This window comes from Streptomyces sp. NPDC044003, assembly GCF_056435185.1.
In genome coordinates this window covers 131,916-150,005 of sequence record NZ_JBWKFA010000014.1, presented here as the reverse complement: position 1 = coordinate 150,005, position 18,090 = coordinate 131,916, and the positions used below count along the sequence as shown (strand labels likewise).

Below are 18,090 nucleotides of genomic sequence, written 5' to 3'. Positions count from 1 at the left end.
CACTGACAATGCCATCGGGTGAACGTCTAATGCCGCCGGGGCAAACACGGAACCCTGGGGGGAAGTCCATGCCAAGCGTAACCACTCTGCGCACCTCACTGATCGGGGCGCTCGCCGCGGCCACCCTGCTCGGCGCCGTACCGTCGGCCCAGGCAGCCGGCCCTCGTCCCGCCGGGAGTGACACGGCCACCGTCACCCCCAACGAGAAGGGCTTGTTTCGGCTCTACCCCACACCGGATTCGGGACAGGTCCGGCCCATGAATTGGGACGGTTCGGTCCTGGGCTGGGCACCCGGAAACTTCGAGTCCCGCCATTGGGAAGACAACGACTACACAGAGGTCCGGTTCACAGGGTGCACGTGGTCGGGTGCGCCAGTTACATCGATCGCGCTGAAGCTCTGGCAGGAAATCCCTTACCAGTTCGACAGAGACCTGGGGGTGAACACGCTCACCTACTGCCTCAAGGGCGCGAACAACACCTCGATCGGTGAGTGGAATGTGAACGTCCCCGGTGGCACGAAACGGTACTTCACCATCCCAGCACTGAACGGCTCGATCTACACCCAGTCCACCGTCACGGTGCGAGAGGTGTACGTAGACACCTCGGCTGCCGACTAGAACTCCGTCCGAAGTACGTGCGGGTCGGGAGGCGCACTTCGCCTCCCGACCCGCCTCATGCGAGATCGATCGGCGCTTCCTTGAATCTACGAGCCCTTCTCCGCTCCTCCTCCGCCCTGTGGACCGCTCCGGTCTGGGTGGGCATCGTCGTCTTCTACTTCTTCCAAGCCCTGCATCTCCAGCATCCGTACGCGGAAGTCATGGACGGGCCCCTATGGGCACCGCAACAAGTGACGATCTCCCTCTTGTACTTCCACGCCTTCGCCTACGCCATCACCCTCGGCCTCGCGACCTGGGACGGCGGACGGCTCAAGAAAGATCGGGTATCGGACCTCGCACCCAGCCGTTCCCGCTATCGCGTGGCCGCCCGTACCCTCGCCCCCGCCCTCGCCGCCGGATGGGCGATCCTGCTTCTGCCCGTGACCATGCGGATGATCGAGACACGGCTGGTCCCCACCCCGATGGCCCTTCTGCCGCTCTTCATGAGCATGGGCATCGTGTGCGCGTACGCCGTCGTCGGCTGCGCCCTCGGCCATATCGCCCCCCGGCTGATCGCCGCGCCCCTCTCCGCCGTCGCCGCGTTCTACGTGATCTCCAAGACCTTCACATACAGCGACCCCATCTGGCCCCGGCACGTGTCCGGGATGCTCGACACAGGCGTCACCTTCGGGGAGTACTACTCCGCCCCCACCGTTCTCGTCCCCTTTCTGTTCGCCGCCGCGTTCGCTCTGGCCGTCGCCGCGTGGTGGATCGGCGGCGCATACCGTCTGATGTGGCGGGCTGTCGCCGCCGGGACAGCAATCGCCGTCATGGCCGTGTGCGCACACACTGCTTCGGACTGGGGCGTCGGTGGCGGGCCGGTCACCGCCGGCCACGCCCCCGCCCTCTGCGTCGGCTCGGCGCCCAAGGTCTGCATGGCCAAGGCCGGAGGAGCGATCGAGAAGCTGGACGCCGTGCAGCGCGAGGTCGCAAACACCCTCCGGCGGCTCAAGGTCGCCGGTGTGGACGTGACCGTCCCGACAACCGTCACCGACGACGTGCTCTACGAGCGCGAGCTCACCCGCCCCCGGTCGACCGCCTCCACCTGGTGGCTGCCCCTGACAGCCCAGGCCGACCGGCCCGACAGCGATCTGACCGGCATCCGCTACGTCGTGATGCTCAACTCCATTACTTTCCCCTGTCAGTTCCCCACACGGTTCGTCCCCGGTGTCTCCGCCGACTGGGTCGTCAACCACGACGCGGCCGTCCTGTGGGCTGCGTACGAGGTGGACGCCCAGGAGCCCTACCTCACGTGGCGGAAGAGCGAGTATCTGCAGATCGCCAACAAGGACGCGGTCCTGGCGAAGGTGCGGGAGCGCGCCGCGAAGGGCCGTGCACTACCCACCGCCCAGCAGCGGACGGCCTGGTTCGAGCAGGAGAAGGTGAAGGCTTGCCATCTCGCACCCACGGCCCGGTCGGGTGGCTCGTGATCTGGTGGTTCAGAGGACGACGGGTCACCACCGTCGTCCTGCCCGGTCTCGCCGCGTTCGCCGCGATCACCGTCCTCGCCCACGACCAGGTCGTCGCGCTGCCTTCGCTGCTCGGCCCGGGCAGCAGCCTCCTCTTCCTCATGGAGATCGTGCCGCTGATCGTGACGGGCACGCTCACCCACTGCCTCACCCAGCGCCTTCCCGAGGCGGAAGACATGGGAGTACGGGCAGTCCATCGGTACGACATGGTCTTCGCGCTCCTCACCGTCACCGCGAGCGCGGCAATCGCCTGGGCTGTCGGGCTGCTCGCACATTCCCCGGCAGCGACCGCGGCGGGGCGCAACACCCTCTTCCTCGCGGGTCTCGCGCTACTGGGTGGTGCCATGAGCCCGCAGATTGCGACCGTCGCCCCCGTCGCCTGGGTGTTCCTGACCGCGTTCGCCGGCTACCGCGACTTCCGGCGGCCGTGGCCATGGGCGGTCACCCTCCACCCCGCCGGCTTCCTGCCCACGTTCCTCTTGTGTCTCGCGGTCTTCGCCGGCGGCCTGGCCGCGCTGACCCGTACCCGCCGCCCCGCTTGAAAGGCCGCCCGTGTCCCTCGCACTCGAAGCAGTCTCCTACGCGTACGGGCGCCGATCGCGCCGCATCCTCTCCGGCCTCGACTACACCGTCCCCGCAGGCTTCACGATCCTGCTCGGCCCCAACGGAGCGGGAAAGACGACCCTGTTGAAGCTCGCCGCCGGAGTGAACCAGCCCACGGCCGGCACAGTGCAGCTGGGTCGCCTGCCGTCCCGGTCGAAGGAGTACCGGAGGAAGGTGGCCTGGATGCCGCAGGCCATCACGGCTATGACCGGCCTGACGGCCCGGGAACAGGTCGCCTACACCGGCTGGTTGAAGGGCATGAACCGTCGTGACGCCTGGGACGCGGCCGCCGCCGCTCTCGCCCACGTGCGGATGGGCGAGCACGCCGACGTGCGGACGAAGCGGCTCTCCGGCGGGCAACTCCGTCGCGTGGGCGTCGCCTCCGCCCTCGTCCACGACGCCCGCGTACTCCTCCTCGACGAGCCCACCGCCGGAATGGACCCCACCCAGCGGCGCGTCTTCCGCGACCTGGTCCTCCGGCTCGCCACCGACGAGGTACGCGTTCTGCTGTCCACACACGATGTCGCCGACCTCGCCGAGGAGGCCGACCACGTCACCACCCTCGCCAACGGCAGAATCACCTTCTCAGGCTCCACGGGGGAGTTCCTCGGCCACGCCCCGTTCCAGGTTCCGGAGGGGCGGAAGGCCGAGGCCGCCTATACGGCGCTCACCTCGGAGCCCGGTACCCCCGCCTAGACTCCGCCCCATGACCACCACCCCGCCCCCCGCCGCCATCGCCGCCGACCTCGCGCCCGCCGGGGTCCTGCGGGCCTCGATCAATCTCGGGAATCCGGTGCTCGCGCAGGGCACGCCCGAGGCGCCGGCCGGGATCACCGTGGATCTGGCGCGGGAGATCGCGGCGCGGCTCGGCGTCGGCGTCGAGCTGCTCTGTTTCGACGCGGCGCGGAAGTCCTTCGACGCGATGGCGGACGGCCGGGCCGACCTCTGCTTCCTCGCCGTGGACCCGGCGCGGGAGACGGAGGTCGCGTTCACCGCCCCGTACGTCGTCATCGAGGGCGTGTACGCCGTGCCGCGCGGTTCGGCGCTCACCACCGTCGAGGAGGTGGACGCGCCGGGCGTGCGGATCGGGGTCAAGAAGGGTTCCGCGTACGACCTGTTCCTGTCGCGGAGCCTCGCCCACGCGACCGTGGTGCGGGGCGACGAGGGCGTCGACGTGTTCCGGGCCGAGGGCCTGGAGGTGGGCGCGGGGATCCGGCAGCCGCTCACCGCGTACGCCGCCGCGCACCCCGAAGTGCGGCTGATCGAGGGCCGGTTCATGGAGATCCGGCAGGCCGTCGGGACGACCGTCGGCCGCCGGCCCGAGACCGTCGCCTTCCTCCGCGACACGGTCGAGGAGCTGAAGGCGAACGGTTTCGTCGCGGAGTCGCTGCGGCGCGCGGGCCAGGACGCCGGTCTGCTCGCCCCGCCCGCGTGACGGCATGAACGCCCGAGGGCCCGGTCGGGAAGACCGGGCCCTCGGAGTCGCGAACGATCCGTACGCGAACGATCAGTACAGGCCCTTGAAGCCGTTCCAGCCGCCCGAGCCGATCATGACCCGCGTGCCGTAGAGCCCGGTACCGGTGCCGCTGTAGCGCCACAGCTTCCCCGCCGTGTCGCGGGCCACCAGGTCCGCGCGCCCGTCGCCGGAGAGGTCGCCGGTCCCGACCAGGGACGAGTAGACGCCCCAGCCGCCGCCGACCTGCACGCGCGCGGTGACGCCGCCGGTCGCCGTGCCGTAGTACCGCCACAGCACGCCCGAGGCGTCCACGCCGAGGAGGTCGCCGCGGCCGTCGCCGTTGAGGTCCCCGGCGCCGACGAGCTTCTTGTACAGCTTCCAGTTGGTGCCGATCCGCACGCGGGCCTTCACCCGGTGGTCGGCCGTGCCGCCGTAGAAGTACATGTCACCGGTGGACGCCTGACGGACGACCAGATCGGCGTACCCGTCGCCGTTGACGTCGCCCGGGGAGGTCAGCACGTCGTACTGTCCCCAGCCGGAGCCGACCAGCGTGTACGGCGAGGAGGCCGAGAGGACCTTGCCGCAGCCGGGCCGGTAGGCGCGCAGCTGGTCGCCGACGCGGACGTGGACGTCGGCGCACCGGTCGCCGTTCAGGTCGCCCGTCGGGACGAGGACGGAGGTCGTCGCGAACGCGGTCCCCGTACCGGCGATCCGCGCGGACAGCGCGCCCGTACCGGTCCCCCGGTACATCGACACGAGCCCGGCGGTGTCCATCACCAGCAGGTCCCCGAACCCGTCGTCCCCGACGAGGTCCCGCCAGACGGCGGCGCCGCCGGTGACGGAGACGGCCCCGGAGACGGCGAGGTCCGCGCCCTGGCCGTCGGCGGGCTTCACGGTCAGCGCCCAGGTGTGGGCCCCGTTCGCGACGAACTTCCCGGCCGCGTCCTTCCCGTCCCAGGAGGGCGCGACGACACCCCGGGCCTCACCACCGGTGAGGGTACGGACGACCTTTCCGGACGCCTTGTTCTTCAGGGTGAGCGACCACGTGCCGGGCTTGGAAAGCCACCAGCGGGGCTTCCAGGTGCCGGTCCGCAGGTTCACAGCGGTCTGTACGTCGGAGTCGTGCAGGGTGAGCGCGCTCGTCGTACCCCCGAGGCCGACGACGTGGATCCGCTGCTGGGCATCGGTGTACGCGACGCCGCCGCCGAAGCGGTCCACGGACCAGCCCTGTCCGATGTTGGGCACCTCGGACGCCACGGTGCCGAGGGAGCGGACCACCGGCACGCCGGAGCGGACGTCGACCACGCTCAGCCCGAGATCGATGTCCGTGTAGGCGAGGAAACCGTCACCGAGTTCCTGCTGCCCCGAGCGGGGCACCTGCACGGGGATCGAGGTCTTCGACTGCCGGTCGTACAGCGTCGCCGAGGTCCCGCCCTGGCAGAGGCGGTAGAGCCACCGTCCGGCGGCCTTGAAGTTGTAGACGGCACAGTCCGCCTTCAGGTCGGCCGTCTCGACCGTCGCGCCGGTGCGCAGGTCGATCGCCGTGGCGGTGGCGTCGGTCCGGGACGGAGCCCACAGGAGGCCGCCCGAGAGCGACTCGAGGGTGTCGGACGAGACCCGGGCGACCCTTCCTGTGTCGATGTCGGCGACGACGGAACGGTACGAGCCGTTCTCCTTGGCCAGGAAGTGCACGTACCGGCCGGAGGCGCTGGAGAAGCGGACGGGCGTGAGCCTGCGCGTGGTGTCCAGCGTGATCTTGCGGGCGGTCGCACCAGGTCCGGCCGATGTCACCTGCACCGTGGGAAGGCAGTAGACGCAGGGCGGTTCCGTGCGGGACGGCGGGAGGTCGTCCGCCCCGAGCATGACGAGGCGGCCGTCTCCGGTGTCGGCCCAACGGGCGCCGACGATCCCCGGACCGGCCGGCTCGGCACACGGCAGGGTGTCGGCGGAGGTCACGGCGCAGTTCCAGACCGGGACGGCGGTGCGGGGCTCGGTGAGGGTCAGGTCGTACCCCTGGAGCGTGCGCTGGGCGTCCTCCTGCTCCGTCGTGAGCCGGCCGTTCGCCAGGGTCAGACCGGTCCGCCGGACCGGATGGGGCGGGGTGCTCAGGACCTGGGCGGTGACGGGTGCGCCCTGCGCGTCCAGGGTCACGTGCCGGACGCCCCAGTGGCTGGAGTCGGTGCCGCCCACGACGTACAGGCTGCCGTCCGGAGCGGTCTTGGGTTCGGCGTCGGCGGCCGCGGAGACGCCCAGGTCGCGGGTGACGCCGCTGGTGAGCGAGGTGGCCTTGAGGGGGTGGGGCGTGTACTGGTCGCCGTAGTGGCCGACGATCCAGTCGCCGAGGAGGCCGAGGCGGCCGTCGAGGCTGTACGCGGTGTTCGGCAGCTTGACGGTCGCGCCGGGGCCCGCGGGGGTGGCACGGGGGACGACGAACGCCTCCGTCGTGCCGTACTGGCTGTAGAGGGCGATGTGGTCGCCGCTGAGCGCTGCCTTCGGATAGGTCGCGAGACCGGGCCCGACGGCCAGCGGGGTGAACACGCCGGTGGTGAAGTCCACGAGGCCGGCGGCCCGGCCGCCGGCCGCCCGCGTGTATCTGACGACGGCGCCCTTCGTGTCGAAGGCCATGACCTCGGGGCCGCCGATGATCTGCTCGGTGGTGGCGACGTCGACGTCCGCCGGGGCACCCTCACCGAGGCCCAGCAGATGGAGGCTCACGGCGCCCTCGGCGTCGGTGGTGTAGCTGAGCAGCCGGTCCGTGCCGAAGGCCCGCAGCCAGGTGTGGCCCTCGGGCGGCGTGCGGGTCAGGGTGGTGCCGGTGGTCCAGTCGTGGACCGTGGCGACCGCGTCGCCGAAGACGCCGAAGCACCCGAACCTGTCGCCGTGGAAGGCGATCCTGTCGACCGAGTCACAGGCGTTGTGGAAGGCCGGCGGCCCGTCCGCGAAGCTCTGCCAGCGAAGCTGTCCCGTCTCCGTGTCGATGTTCTGGAGGCCGGTTCCCGCGCCGAAGAGGGACTGGGACGGCGGGGCGATGCTCGGCGGCGCGGGGATCGTCACCTCGTACGGCGTGTCGGACGCCGCGGTGGCGGAAGGTGCGGCGGCCGTCAGGCCGGTGATGCCCAGGGCCGCGCTCAGTGCGAGCGCGACGGCTCTTCGGACGGACAAGTACGTGTCCCCTCGTACGGGTGTGCAGACGGGTACGACGAGGGAGGGCGGGCGCGCGGCAGACGGGACGGCAGGGCGGAGCGGACCGCGCGGCCGAGGGGCCGGCGGGACCCCCCCTGTCGGCAGGCGGATCGTACATTCAAGCGAATCGAACCCGCCAGAAAGATCGCCCGGCGGACCGCTGGAAGGCCCCTTCCCGGGCCTGGAGGCGCCCTTCCGGGGGGCCTTGCACCCACCCCCTCCCCCTCGGGTCCACGCCCCCGCCACGGGCCGCCCAGCCCCCGCACAGCAGATCCGCACACCAGCTCTGACCTGGGCTTTTGCCTCAACTCCCCTTATTCTTGAGGGACTCGGAGGGGAGATCCACATGAGCGAGACCGCCCGTACCATCCGCACCGTCGACGACGTCCTCAGCCTGCTCGACGGCCTGTTCTCACCCGCTGCCGACCGGTGGACCGAAAACGGCGCCGACTGGTGGGACGGGTTCTACGCCGACCGGGACAAGCCCGTGCCGTTCTTCGTCGCCAAGCCCGACGAGAACCTCGTCTCGTACGTCGAGCAGGGCCTGCTCCCGGCCGGCGGCAGGGTCCTCGACCTCGGCTGCGGGCCCGGCCGGAACGCCCTGTACCTCGCCTCGGCCGGCTTCGACGTGACCGCCGTCGACCTCTCTCCCACCGCCATCGCCTGGGCCGAGGAACGGGCCCGGGACACGGGCGCCACCGGCGTCCGGTTCCTGTGCGGGGACGCCTTCACGACCGCCCTCGACGGCCCGTACGACCTCGTCTACGACTCCGGCTGCTTCCACCACCTGCCCCCGCACCGCCGCATCAGCCACCTCGCCCTCCTCGACCGCGTCCTCGCTCCCGGCGGGCACTTCGCGCTCACCGCGTTCGCGGCCGGCGAGGGCGGCATGGGCTCCGAACTTCCGGACGCCGACTTCTACCGGGACGGCAAGCTGCACGGCGGGCTCGCCTACACCGACGCCTCCCTCCGCGCGGTCTTCGCCGACCTGACGGAGATCGAACTCCGCCGCATGCGCTCCCAGTCCGCCCCGTCCCCCGCCTTCGGCGAGTCCTTCCTCTGGACCGGTCTCTTCCGACGGTGAGAGATCCGACAGGAGGAAGGCGACTCACCGCATCCCCTCCAGATGCCGCGCCAGCCGGTCGTACTGCTCCCTCACCCCCGCCTCCATGCCCGCCGCCAGCGCCTGGTCCCTGATCTCGTTCGAGGGCCAGAGAGACGTGCTGGTCAGGGCCGTGCCGCCGTCCGGCGTCGCGTCGAAGGTGAGGGCCACATGGACCGGTTCGGCGTCCGGCATCTGCTCGAACACCTCCGTGTAGTCGAGCCGCTCCACCGGGACGACGTCCTCGTACGTGCCGGAGAAGACGATCTCCTGACCGTCCGGACCGGTCTGGCCCCAGCGCCACGCCCCGCCCGCCCTCAGGTCGATGTCGACGACGGACGTGGTCAGGCCGGCCACCCCGTACCACTCCCGTACGTGCTCGGGCCGCGTCCAGGCCTCCCAGACGCGGGCCGGCGGGGCGTGGAAGGTGCGGGTGATGACCAGTTCGCGGTCGGCCGGCGTCGTCAGGAGGGTGACCATGGCTCCGCTCCCTTCGCGAAGGGCCCATTCCAGGATCACCCCGGCGCCCCGCCCCGGCATCCCGCAAACTGAATGAACATGTTCAACAGGTGAGCGCTAAAGTTCTGCCACGCGGCCGCCCGGATGAGGGCGTGGCCGCGATCTCAGACCTGTGGGGGGTCCCTTTGCCGCGCTCAACGCGCAGGCTTCCGCACGCCTTTGTCCGTGTGGCCGCCGTCTTCGCTCTCTCGGCGGGCGTCATCGCGCCCGCCGTCGTCCACGCCCCGGCCGCGCACGCGGACACGGGCTCCGCCTACGACGCCACGCTCGACGACGGGCGCTACCGCGTCGGGATGCTCGGCGACGCGCTCTGGATGAAGGTCAGCGTGCTGGCCTCCACCGCCCCGGACGCGCCGGTGCTCGCCTCCACCGAGGAGCTCACCCAGCTCAACGGGTACTGGACCACCGACGCGCCGATCACCCTGCCCGCCGGCACCGCCCTCGGCGACTACCCGGTCCGCATCGACTACCGCGTGCCCGGCCGCACCACCACCTACCGCGCGGGCGCGCTCTACAGCCACAAGGCGCACGTCGGCGTCTCCAAGGTCACCGTCGACCGGACGACCACCAGCTGGGACCACCGCCAGGTCGTCCTCTCCGGCACCACGACCAGCTGGAACCCGGCCACCGGCGAGCGCTCGACCGCGCCCGCGGGCACCCAGGTGAAGTTCTGGTTCCAGATCTTCGCCGACAGCGGCTACACCGACCGGACGGGCACCGCGACCGTCGGCGCCGACGGCACCTTCTCGCTGCCGTTCACCCCGAACGGCCAGCTCGCCGGCGGAACGGCCACCATCGTCCAGGCCCCTGGCATCGACCCGGACGACCCGGCCCAGGTGCCGCGCGTGGACATCGAGCTGCTGAACTACCGGATCACCTCCGACGGCGACAAGTACCGCGTCCTCGCCAACACGGACCTCCGTGTCACCGGCACCGTCGAGCGGCTCACGGACGAGGGCTGGAAGCCCTTCCCGGGCGCGCCCGTCGTCGCCACGGCGACCCAGCCGGGGCCGTACGACACCAGCGCGGTCAACCTGCTCGGCTCGACCACCTCGTCGGCGACCGGCACCTTCGGCTTCCCCGCGCGCGTCCAGTACGCGACCGACTACGTCTACACCTCGTTGCAGCCGTCCCCGTACTTCGCGGCCACCACCACCCGGCCCTACGACAAGATCGACATCGCCGTCCCGCAGCCGTTCACGTACTCCCCGTACACGATCACCCTGGACGAGTTCGGGCGGCTCGTCGCCCAGGGCGGGCTCAGCAACTCGTACAGCTGCACGCCCCAGCCCGTGACGCTCCAAGCGTCCCTGGACAACGGACGCACCTGGCGCAACCTCCGCTCCGGCTGGACCGACACGTCCTGCCAGTACAAGTTCTCCCTCCAGGGCTACGAGTCCGCGTACTACCGCGTGTACCACCCGGTGACGAACCAGCTGGTCGCCAAGACCAGCACGGCCCTGAAGCGGGCCCGCACCGCCACCCGCTTCTCCGCCTTCAGCATCAGCCCCACCACGCCCGTGGTGAACGGCAGGATGACCGTCTCCGGCACCGTCCAGCGCAAGGTCGGCGGCGTCTGGAAGCCGCTCGCCGGAGCCAAGCTGACCCTGGTCTACAAGCCCAAGGGCGACACCCAGTGGTACTGGGTGTCCCAGAGCATCACCACCAACACCTACGGCAACTTCAGCTACCGCGCCACCGCATACGGCGACGGCTCCTGGGCGCTCTACCTCAACACGACGGGCAGCTACTTCTACAGCGAGACGAATGCGAAGTACATCGATGCGCGCTGACCTCCGCCCCTCCGCCCGCCTCCGCCTCTCCCTGACGGCGGCCGCCGCGGCCGTGGCCCTGGCCGCCGCGACCGCCCCGGCCCTCGCCGAGGACACTCCCGCCACCACCCCGACGGTCGGCATCGGCCGCGCGGTCACCGACGACACCCAGCGCGGCACCTTCAAGGTGACCGCCTGGACCGACGCGCCCCAGGCCGCCATCACCGCCGTCTCGGCCCAGGTCCGGCAGGGCGACACCGTCCTCGCCGACATCCCGGCGCTCGCCCCGGTGTCCGCCTGGGACCCGAACACGTTCCTGGTCCCCGCCGAGGCCACCCTGAAGCTCGTCGAGGACGGCGGTACGATCCCCGCCCTCGGCACCTACGCCATCGACGTCACGGCCACCGACTCGCTCGGCAACAAGCTGACCCGCACCGACGCCGGCCGCCTCGACTTCCGGCTGCGGCCCGAGTTCACCGCCTTCGGCGTCGGCATCCCCGCCTGGGACGACCGGAACGCCCGCCCCCAGGGCACCCTGAGCGGTGTCCAGCCCGGCTCCGGGGACGTGGTGCCGCTGACCGAACGCCAGGTCACCGTCCAGCGCGACGCCGCGGTCGACGAGACCCCGCGGACCCTCCTCACCTCCGCCACCGGCGACTTCACCGGGGAGCCGTACGCCGTCACCGGCACCGGCGACACGTTCAAGGCCTCGTTCGCCGAGGACAGCGCCGAGGTCCACGGCAGCGTGAGCAGCTCCCGCACGGTGTGGGAGTACAAGCCCCGCCTGGCGACGGCCACCGCCACCGCCGACAGGAAGCGGGCGTTCGACGGCGAGACCGTCACCGTCAGCGGCCGTCTGACCGACCCGGCCGCCGCGGGAGCGCCGCTCGCCGAGCAGCCCGTCCGGGTGGCCTTCGGCCCTAGGAGCAAGACCGTACTCACGGACGCGACCGGCAGGTTCAGCGCGCAGCTCCTCGCCTCGGCCGGAGCCGGCCAGTACGAGTGGGAGGTCACCTCGGCCGACCCGTTCCTGAGCTTCGCCCGGCTCTCGGGCCCGCTCGCCGTCCCCCTGGAGTCCCGTACCGACCTCCTGGCCGCCTCGCTCTCCGCCGACGGCAGCATCTCGGTGAGCGTCAACCTCCGCGCCGTGTACGCGCCGGACACGTACTTCTCGCAGAAGACCGTGCAGTTGGAGCAGTCCGTCGCGGGCGGCTGGCAGCGGGTCCCCCTCCGGGAGACGATCTCCTCCTGGGACGGAATCACGCTCAACGCGGGCGGCCGCGGCGGCTGGTACCGGGTCCGTCACCTGACGACGGACGAACTCGCCGAGTCCGCCACGTACTCCTTCCGGCTCGTCCGCTACGACACCCGGATCGTCTCCCTGAACGCCGGCCCCGAGCCGGTCGCCAAGGGCGGGTACCTGACCGTCACCGGCGGACTCCAGCACTACTGGAACGGGGCCTGGCAGGCGTACGGGAACGCGCCGGTCGTCCTGCAGTTCCAGCCGCGCGGCACCACCACCTGGAAGCAGATGGCGACGGGCCGGTCCAACGCGAGCGGCAACGTCTCCCTCAAGGTGAAGGCGACCGCCGACGGCACCTGGCGGATCCGCCACTACGCCGCCGACTACCGGCACTTCCACTCCCCGGCCTCGGCCGGCGGGGACTACGTCGACGTGCGCTGACCCCATCCCCCGTCCCGTACAACGCCCGAGGGCGGCACCCCCACGTGGGGGTGCCGCCCTCGTTCGCGTTCGCGAGATGCGCGTTCAGCGATGAACTGCCGATCCGTCAGGATCAGAAGTCCATGTCACCGCCCGGCATGCCGCCGCCGGCCGGCGCAGCGGCCTTCTCCGGCTTGTCGGCGATGACGGCCTCGGTGGTGAGGAACAGCGCGGCGATCGACGCGGCGTTCTGCAGCGCGGAGCGCGTGACCTTCGCCGGGTCGATGATGCCCTCGGCGATGAGGTCGACGTACTCGTTGGTCGCGGCGTTCAGGCCGTGGCCGACGGGCAGGTTGCGGACCTTCTCCGCCACGACGCCGCCCTCGAGACCGGCGTTGACGGCGATCTGCTTCAGCGGGGCCTCGAGCGCCAGCTTGACGATGTTGGCACCGGTGGCCTCGTCGCCCGACAGGTCGGCCTCGAGCTTCTCGAAGACGTTCGACGCCTGGAGCAGGGCCACGCCACCGCCGGCGACGATGCCCTCCTCGACGGCCGCCTTCGCGTTGCGAACGGCGTCCTCGATGCGGTGCTTGCGCTCCTTGAGCTCGACCTCGGTCGCGGCACCGGCCTTGATGACGGCCACGCCGCCGGCCAGCTTCGCGAGGCGCTCCTGGAGCTTCTCGCGGTCGTAGTCCGAGTCGGAGTTCTCGATCTCGGCGCGGATCTGGTTCACGCGACCCGCGACCTGCTCGCTGTCACCGGCACCGTCGACGATGGTGGTCTCGTCCTTGGTGATGACGACCTTGCGGGCGCGGCCGAGCAGGTCGAGGCCCGCGTTCTCGAGCTTGAGGCCGACCTCCTCGGAGATGACCGTGCCGCCCGTGAGGATGGCGATGTCGTTCAGCATGGCCTTGCGGCGGTCGCCGAAGCCCGGGGCCTTGACGGCGACGGACTTGAAGGTGCCGCGGATCTTGTTGACGACCAGGGTCGACAGGGCCTCGCCCTCGACGTCCTCGGCGATGATCAGCAGCGGCTTGCCCGACTGCATGACCTTCTCCAGGAGCGGAAGGAGGTCCTTCACGGAGGAGATCTTGGAGTTGACGATCAGGAGGTACGGGTCGTCGAGCGACGCCTCCATGCGCTCCATGTCGGTGGCGAAGTACGCCGAGATGTAGCCCTTGTCGAAGCGCATACCCTCGGTGAGCTCCAGCTCCAGACCGAAGGTCTGGGACTCCTCGACGGTGATGACGCCTTCCTTGCCGACCTTGTCCATCGCCTCGGCGATGAGCTCGCCGATCTGGGTGTCGGCGGCGGAGATGGAGGCCGTGGAAGCGATCTGCTCCTTGGTCTCGACATCCTTCGCCTGCTCGAGCAGGGCGCCGGAGACGGCCTCGACGGCCTTCTCGATGCCGCGCTTGAGGGCCATCGGGTTGGCACCGGCGGCGACGTTGCGGAGACCCTCGCGGACGAGCGCCTGGGCGAGGACGGTGGCGGTGGTCGTACCGTCGCCGGCGACGTCGTCCGTCTTCTTGGCGACTTCCTTGACCAGCTCGGCGCCGATCTTCTCGTACGGGTCCTCGAGCTCGATCTCCTTGGCGATGGAGACACCATCGTTGGTGATCGTGGGGGCGCCCCACTTCTTCTCGAGGACGACGTTGCGGCCCTTGGGGCCAAGGGTGACCTTGACGGCGTCAGCGAGCTGGTTCATGCCGCGCTCGAGACCGCGCCGGGCCTCCTCGTCGAACGCGATGATCTTGGCCATGTGAAGTGGTCCTCCCGGACATGGGGTGGATAACGCTCCAGGACCGCGCCGACGCCCGCGACGGACGGCCTGCGTGCCCTGTGGTTCCTTGCCCCACCTGGCCGCGGACCTCGTCTGCCCGATCCTCGTAAGCACTCTCACCTTCCGAGTGCTAACGCCAATGATTAGCACTCGCCCTAGGAGAGTGCAAGCGACTCTCGCGTTTCGGGAGGCGGATCAGGACGACGATCAGGACGGTCCCGGAACGCACGAGGGGTCCGCATCCCCTCAGGGATGCGGACCCCTCGACGGCGTTGCGTCGGTGGCCGATCGCGCCGCGCTCAGACGGCGAGCTTGACCATGTCCGCCTGCGGACCCTTCTGGCCCTGCGAGATCTCGAACTCGACCCGCTGGCCCTCTTCGAGGCTGCGGTAGCCATCCATCTGGATCGCGCTGTAGTGGACGAAAACATCCGCACCACCGTCTACCGCGATGAAGCCGTAGCCCTTCTCCGCGTTGAACCACTTGACGGTGCCCTGAGCCATGCCTAACTCCCCTATTACTGGCCCTTGCGCGGGACCGCACTTCGCGGACCCGGGTCAGACCCTGCGCCGGAACGCGTCGACCGCGGCTGAATGTATCTGCCCAACTGCCCTCTGCAACAGGTCATTCGACCGAGAATTCTGGGCGCCCTGGAAAGGGGAATTGGGGATAATCCCCTGGATGACGGGGCAAGTCGGGCCCGGCAAAGCGCGCAGAAGGTACACAACGCGCACACACTTTGGCTGCTTCTTGTCGTGCGGAGACGCATTCTCATATGCGCTCGGCATGAGCAGCGGAGGGGACTTCCCCAACTCTACCGCGCTCAACCATGCAGAATTGCCCCTTCCGCTTATCGCGCGGAAGGGGCAATTCGTACTGACCGGTAAGGCTCAGCCGCAGATCAGCCGCAGATCAGCAGCCGCCGGCGACGGCCGGAATGATCGAGACGCCCGCGCCGGCCGGGGTGGCCGTCTCCAGACCCTGCTCGAAGCGCACGTCGTCGTCGTTCACGTAGACGTTGACGAAGCGGCGCAGCTTGCCCTGGTCGTCCAGGACGCGGGCGGCGATACCCGTGTGGTTCTTCTCCAGGTCGGCGATGACCTCGGCGAGGGTCCCGCCCTCGGCCTGGACCTCGGCCTGGCCGCCCGTGTAGGTGCGGAGGATGGTGGGGATGCGGACGTTCACGGCCATGTCTTCGTTACCTTTCAGAGCGCCAGGCCGGCGTCGCGGAACGCGTCCAGGCTCGGGCGGATGGTGGCGGTCGCCTGAGAGGTGTCGGCCACCGCGTCCAGGGTCTTGAGTCCGTCGCCGGTGTTGAGGACGACGGTGGTGAGGTTCGGGTCGATGAGACCGGCCTCGACGAGCTTCTTCGTGACGCCGACGGTCACGCCGCCCGCGGTCTCGGCGAAGACGCCCTCGGTCTGCGCGAGGAGCTTGATGGCGTCGACGACCTGCTCGTCGTTGACGTCCTCCACGGCGCCGCCGGTCCGGCGGGCGATGTCGAGGACGTACGGGCCGTCGGCCGGGTTGCCGATCGCGAGGGACTTGGCGATGGTGTTCGGCTTCTGGGGCCGCACGACGTCGTGGCCGGCCTTGAAGGCCGCCGACACCGGGGAGCAGCCCTCCGCCTGGGCGCCGAAGATCTTGTACGGCTTGTCCTCGACGAGGCCCAGCTTGATGAGCTCCTGCAGACCCTTGTCGATCTTCGTGAGCTGCGAGCCGGAGGCGATCGGGATCACGAGCTGGTCGGGGAGGACCCAGCCGAGCTGCTCGCAGATCTCGTACGCGAGCGTCTTGGAGCCCTCGCCGTAGTACGGACGGAGGTTGACGTTCACGAAGCCCCAGCCCTCACCGAGCGGGTCGCCGATGAGCTCCGAGCAGAAGCGGTTGACGTCGTCGTAGTTGCCCTCGATGGCGACGAGGTCACCGCCGTAGACACCGGCCATGACGACCTTGCCCTGCTCCAGGTCGTGCGGGATGAACACGCAGGAGCGGAAGCCGGCGCGGGCGGCGGCGGCGCCGACGGCGCCGGCCAGGTTGCCGGTGGAGGAGCAGGAGAGGGTGGTGAAGCCGAAGGCCCGGGCGGCTTCGAGGGCCTGGGCGACGACCCGGTCCTTGAAGGAGTGGGTCGGGTTGCCGGAGTCGTCCTTGACGAAGAGCTTGCCGGGGGCGACGCCGATCTCGCGGGCCAGGTTGTCGGCCTGGATGAGCTTGGTCCAGCCGGGGTTCAGATTGGGCTTCTCGGCGACGTCGGCGGGGACGGGCAGGAGGGGGGCGTAGCGCCAGATGTTGGCGGGGCCGGCCTCGATCTGCTTGCGCAGCGCCTCGGGGTCACCGGTGGGAAGGTCGTACGCGACTTCGAGCGGTCCGAAACAGAGTTCACAGGCGAAGATCGGGCCGAGCGGGAAGCCTTCACCGCATTCGCGACAGGAAAGTCCGGACGCGGGACCGAGGTCGACGGTGGTGGGTGCGACGGTCTGAACAGCCATGGAGGCGAGGCCCTTTCTCCTCATCTTTCCCATGACGAATTTTTCGCCATGAGACGGATTTGGCACCTTCCCTAGCCGGGAGCCTCGCGCATTCAAGCTGCGCCCGTCAGGGCTCCACCTGGGGTGGTGGCCGGGAGACGGGTGGGCGAGTAACCGACTGGAGGGTTGCCGGGGCTTCAACGGGCCGTTTCCCTCTGCCCCTCTGGATGAGCGGTATTCGATTGTGAAGTGCGCTGGACTTTCGTTCCTGCACTCCGACGCGGGCGGCACCCCGACATGCATCGGGCATCCGCGTTGTTCAAGACTGTAACCGAAGGCCCGGGCGCTTGGACGGGCCGTCCGAACCGCGAGATGGAGATCAGGTGCTGGAAGAGGTGGAACGCTGGCTGGACCGGCGGTCCTGGTCCGTGACGGACCGGCCGCTGGAGCGGATCCTCGCCGCCAAGCGGAACACAAGGGTCAGCGTCGTCCTGCCTGCGCTGAACGAGGAGGCGACCGTCGGGGACATCGTCTCCGTGATCCGGCGCGAGCTGATGACCGAGTCCGTCCCCCTCGTGGACGAGCTGGTGGTGATCGACTCGGGCTCCACGGACCGTACGGCGGAGGTGGCGGCGGCGGCCGGCGCGCGGGTGGTCGCGCGGGACGCGATACTCCCCCGCATACCGGCGGTCCCCGGCAAGGGCGAGGTGCTCTGGCGGTCACTGATGGTGACGAGCGGGGACGTGGTCTGCTTCGTGGACGCGGACCTGCGGGACTTCTCGGCGGACTTCGTGACGGGGATCGTGGGCCCGCTGCTCACGGACCCGGACGTCGAGTTCGTCAAGGCGATGTACGACCGCCCGTTCGGTACTGAACTCGATGGGCTCGCCTCCGGCAAGACCCCCGGACAGGGCGGCAGGGTCACCGAACTGGTGGCGCGCCCCCTCCTCAATCTCCACTGGCCGCAGCTGGCCGGTTTCGTGCAGCCGCTGGGCGGCGAGTACGCGGCGCGGCGCTCGCTGCTCGAACGACTGCCGTTCCCGGTCGGTTACGGAGTGGAGCTGGGGCTGCTCGTGGACGCCCTGCACACGGTGGGCCTGGACGCGCTCGCACAGGTGGACGTGGGGGTGCGCAAGCACCGGCACCAGGACGAGCAGGCGCTGGGCCGGATGGCGGCGGCGATCTACCGGACGGCGCAGCTGCGGCTCTCGCGGGGACATCTGGTGCGGCCGCGGCTGACGCAGTTCGAGCGGGGCGAGAAGGGCTTCGAGCCGCGGACGTACGCGGTGGACACGGAGGAGCGGCCGCCGATGGTCGAGATCGCGGAGTACGCGCACCGCCGCGTGGCGTAACGGCTTTGCCCTTCTATGCGCTTCAGGCGACATCACCTGGGCAGGGTGCTCGCGGTCATGCGAC

The 18,090-nt window shown here is 70.2% G+C and carries 15 protein-coding genes and 1 riboswitch; of the genes, 9 read left to right on the top strand and 6 right to left on the bottom strand.

Annotated elements, in window-relative coordinates; all coding sequences use genetic code 11:
* Positions 1-68 precede the first annotated feature (68 nt).
* From AC07AW_RS36815 to AC07AW_RS36795, 5 genes are all read left to right on the top strand, one after another.
* A complete protein-coding gene (locus AC07AW_RS36815; RefSeq protein WP_478819808.1) occupies positions 69-617 on the top strand; it encodes a hypothetical protein in 549 nt (182 codons plus the stop codon).
* Between the two features lie 80 nt (positions 618-697).
* On the top strand, positions 698-2,086 hold the full coding sequence (locus AC07AW_RS36810) for a hypothetical protein (RefSeq protein ID WP_478819807.1): 1,389 nt from the start codon (positions 698-700) through the stop codon (positions 2,084-2,086).
* A complete protein-coding gene (locus AC07AW_RS36805) occupies positions 2,047-2,667 on the top strand; it encodes a hypothetical protein (protein WP_478819806.1) in 621 nt (206 codons plus the stop codon). Before AC07AW_RS36810 ends, AC07AW_RS36805 begins: the two co-directional genes overlap by 40 nt.
* A gap of 10 nt (positions 2,668-2,677) precedes the next feature.
* Positions 2,678-3,424: an ABC transporter ATP-binding protein gene (locus tag AC07AW_RS36800; RefSeq protein WP_478819805.1), complete on the top strand. Its 747-nt coding sequence runs from the start codon at positions 2,678-2,680 to the stop codon at positions 3,422-3,424.
* A gap of 10 nt (positions 3,425-3,434) precedes the next feature.
* Positions 3,435-4,163 (top strand): transporter substrate-binding domain-containing protein, encoded by a 729-nt coding sequence (locus tag AC07AW_RS36795; RefSeq protein ID WP_478819804.1) that lies wholly within the window; start codon positions 3,435-3,437, stop codon positions 4,161-4,163.
* A gap of 72 nt (positions 4,164-4,235) precedes the next feature.
* Here the strand turns inward: AC07AW_RS36795 and AC07AW_RS36790 are convergent, their stop codons facing one another.
* On the bottom strand, positions 4,236-7,346 hold the full coding sequence (locus AC07AW_RS36790) for an FG-GAP repeat domain-containing protein (RefSeq protein WP_478819803.1): 3,111 nt from the start codon (positions 7,344-7,346) through the stop codon (positions 4,236-4,238).
* Positions 7,347-7,713: 367 nt separating this feature from the next.
* Here AC07AW_RS36790 and AC07AW_RS36785 point away from each other — a divergent pair, with 367 nt between their 5' ends.
* Positions 7,714-8,451: a class I SAM-dependent methyltransferase gene (locus AC07AW_RS36785; RefSeq protein ID WP_478819802.1), complete on the top strand. Its 738-nt coding sequence runs from the start codon at positions 7,714-7,716 to the stop codon at positions 8,449-8,451.
* 24 nt (positions 8,452-8,475) lie between these two features.
* On the opposite strand, the gene AC07AW_RS36780 is transcribed toward AC07AW_RS36785, so the two are convergent.
* On the bottom strand, positions 8,476-8,949 hold the full coding sequence (locus tag AC07AW_RS36780; RefSeq protein ID WP_478819801.1) for an SRPBCC domain-containing protein: 474 nt from the start codon (positions 8,947-8,949) through the stop codon (positions 8,476-8,478).
* Between the two features lie 206 nt (positions 8,950-9,155).
* Between AC07AW_RS36780 and AC07AW_RS36775 the strand changes: the two genes are divergently transcribed.
* Positions 9,156-10,781 (top strand): hypothetical protein, encoded by a 1,626-nt coding sequence (locus AC07AW_RS36775; RefSeq protein WP_478819800.1) that lies wholly within the window; start codon positions 9,156-9,158, stop codon positions 10,779-10,781.
* On the top strand, positions 10,771-12,444 hold the full coding sequence (locus AC07AW_RS36770) for a hypothetical protein (RefSeq protein ID WP_478819799.1): 1,674 nt from the start codon (positions 10,771-10,773) through the stop codon (positions 12,442-12,444). Before AC07AW_RS36775 ends, AC07AW_RS36770 begins: the two co-directional genes overlap by 11 nt.
* A 112-nt stretch (positions 12,445-12,556) precedes the next feature.
* On the opposite strand, the gene groL is transcribed toward AC07AW_RS36770, so the two are convergent.
* The 4 genes from groL to thrC form a co-directional block, all read right to left on the bottom strand.
* Positions 12,557-14,185, bottom strand: a complete 1,629-nt coding sequence (groL, locus tag AC07AW_RS36765) for a chaperonin GroEL (RefSeq protein ID WP_351180160.1) — start codon at positions 14,183-14,185, stop codon at positions 12,557-12,559.
* A 320-nt stretch (positions 14,186-14,505) separates the two neighbouring features.
* The gene (locus AC07AW_RS36760; RefSeq protein ID WP_015035246.1) at positions 14,506-14,709 is read right to left on the bottom strand and encodes a cold-shock protein; all 204 of its coding nucleotides are present in this window, start codon (positions 14,707-14,709) and stop codon (positions 14,506-14,508) included.
* A 409-nt stretch (positions 14,710-15,118) separates the two neighbouring features.
* Entirely contained in the window at positions 15,119-15,397 is a 279-nt protein-coding gene (locus AC07AW_RS36755; protein ID WP_478819798.1) for a MoaD/ThiS family protein, read from the bottom strand.
* A 14-nt stretch (positions 15,398-15,411) separates the two neighbouring features.
* Positions 15,412-16,719, bottom strand: coding sequence for a threonine synthase (thrC, locus tag AC07AW_RS36750; RefSeq protein ID WP_478819833.1), 1,308 nt, complete (start codon positions 16,717-16,719; stop codon positions 15,412-15,414).
* Positions 16,713-16,908: riboswitch (SAM riboswitch) on the bottom strand. (Overlaps the previous gene by 7 nt.)
* 149 nt (positions 16,909-17,057) lie before the next feature.
* On the opposite strand from thrC, the gene AC07AW_RS36745 reads away from it, so the two are divergent.
* On the top strand, positions 17,058-18,026 hold the full coding sequence (locus AC07AW_RS36745; RefSeq protein ID WP_478819797.1) for a glucosyl-3-phosphoglycerate synthase: 969 nt from the start codon (positions 17,058-17,060) through the stop codon (positions 18,024-18,026).
* Positions 18,027-18,090: the final 64 nt, after the last annotated feature.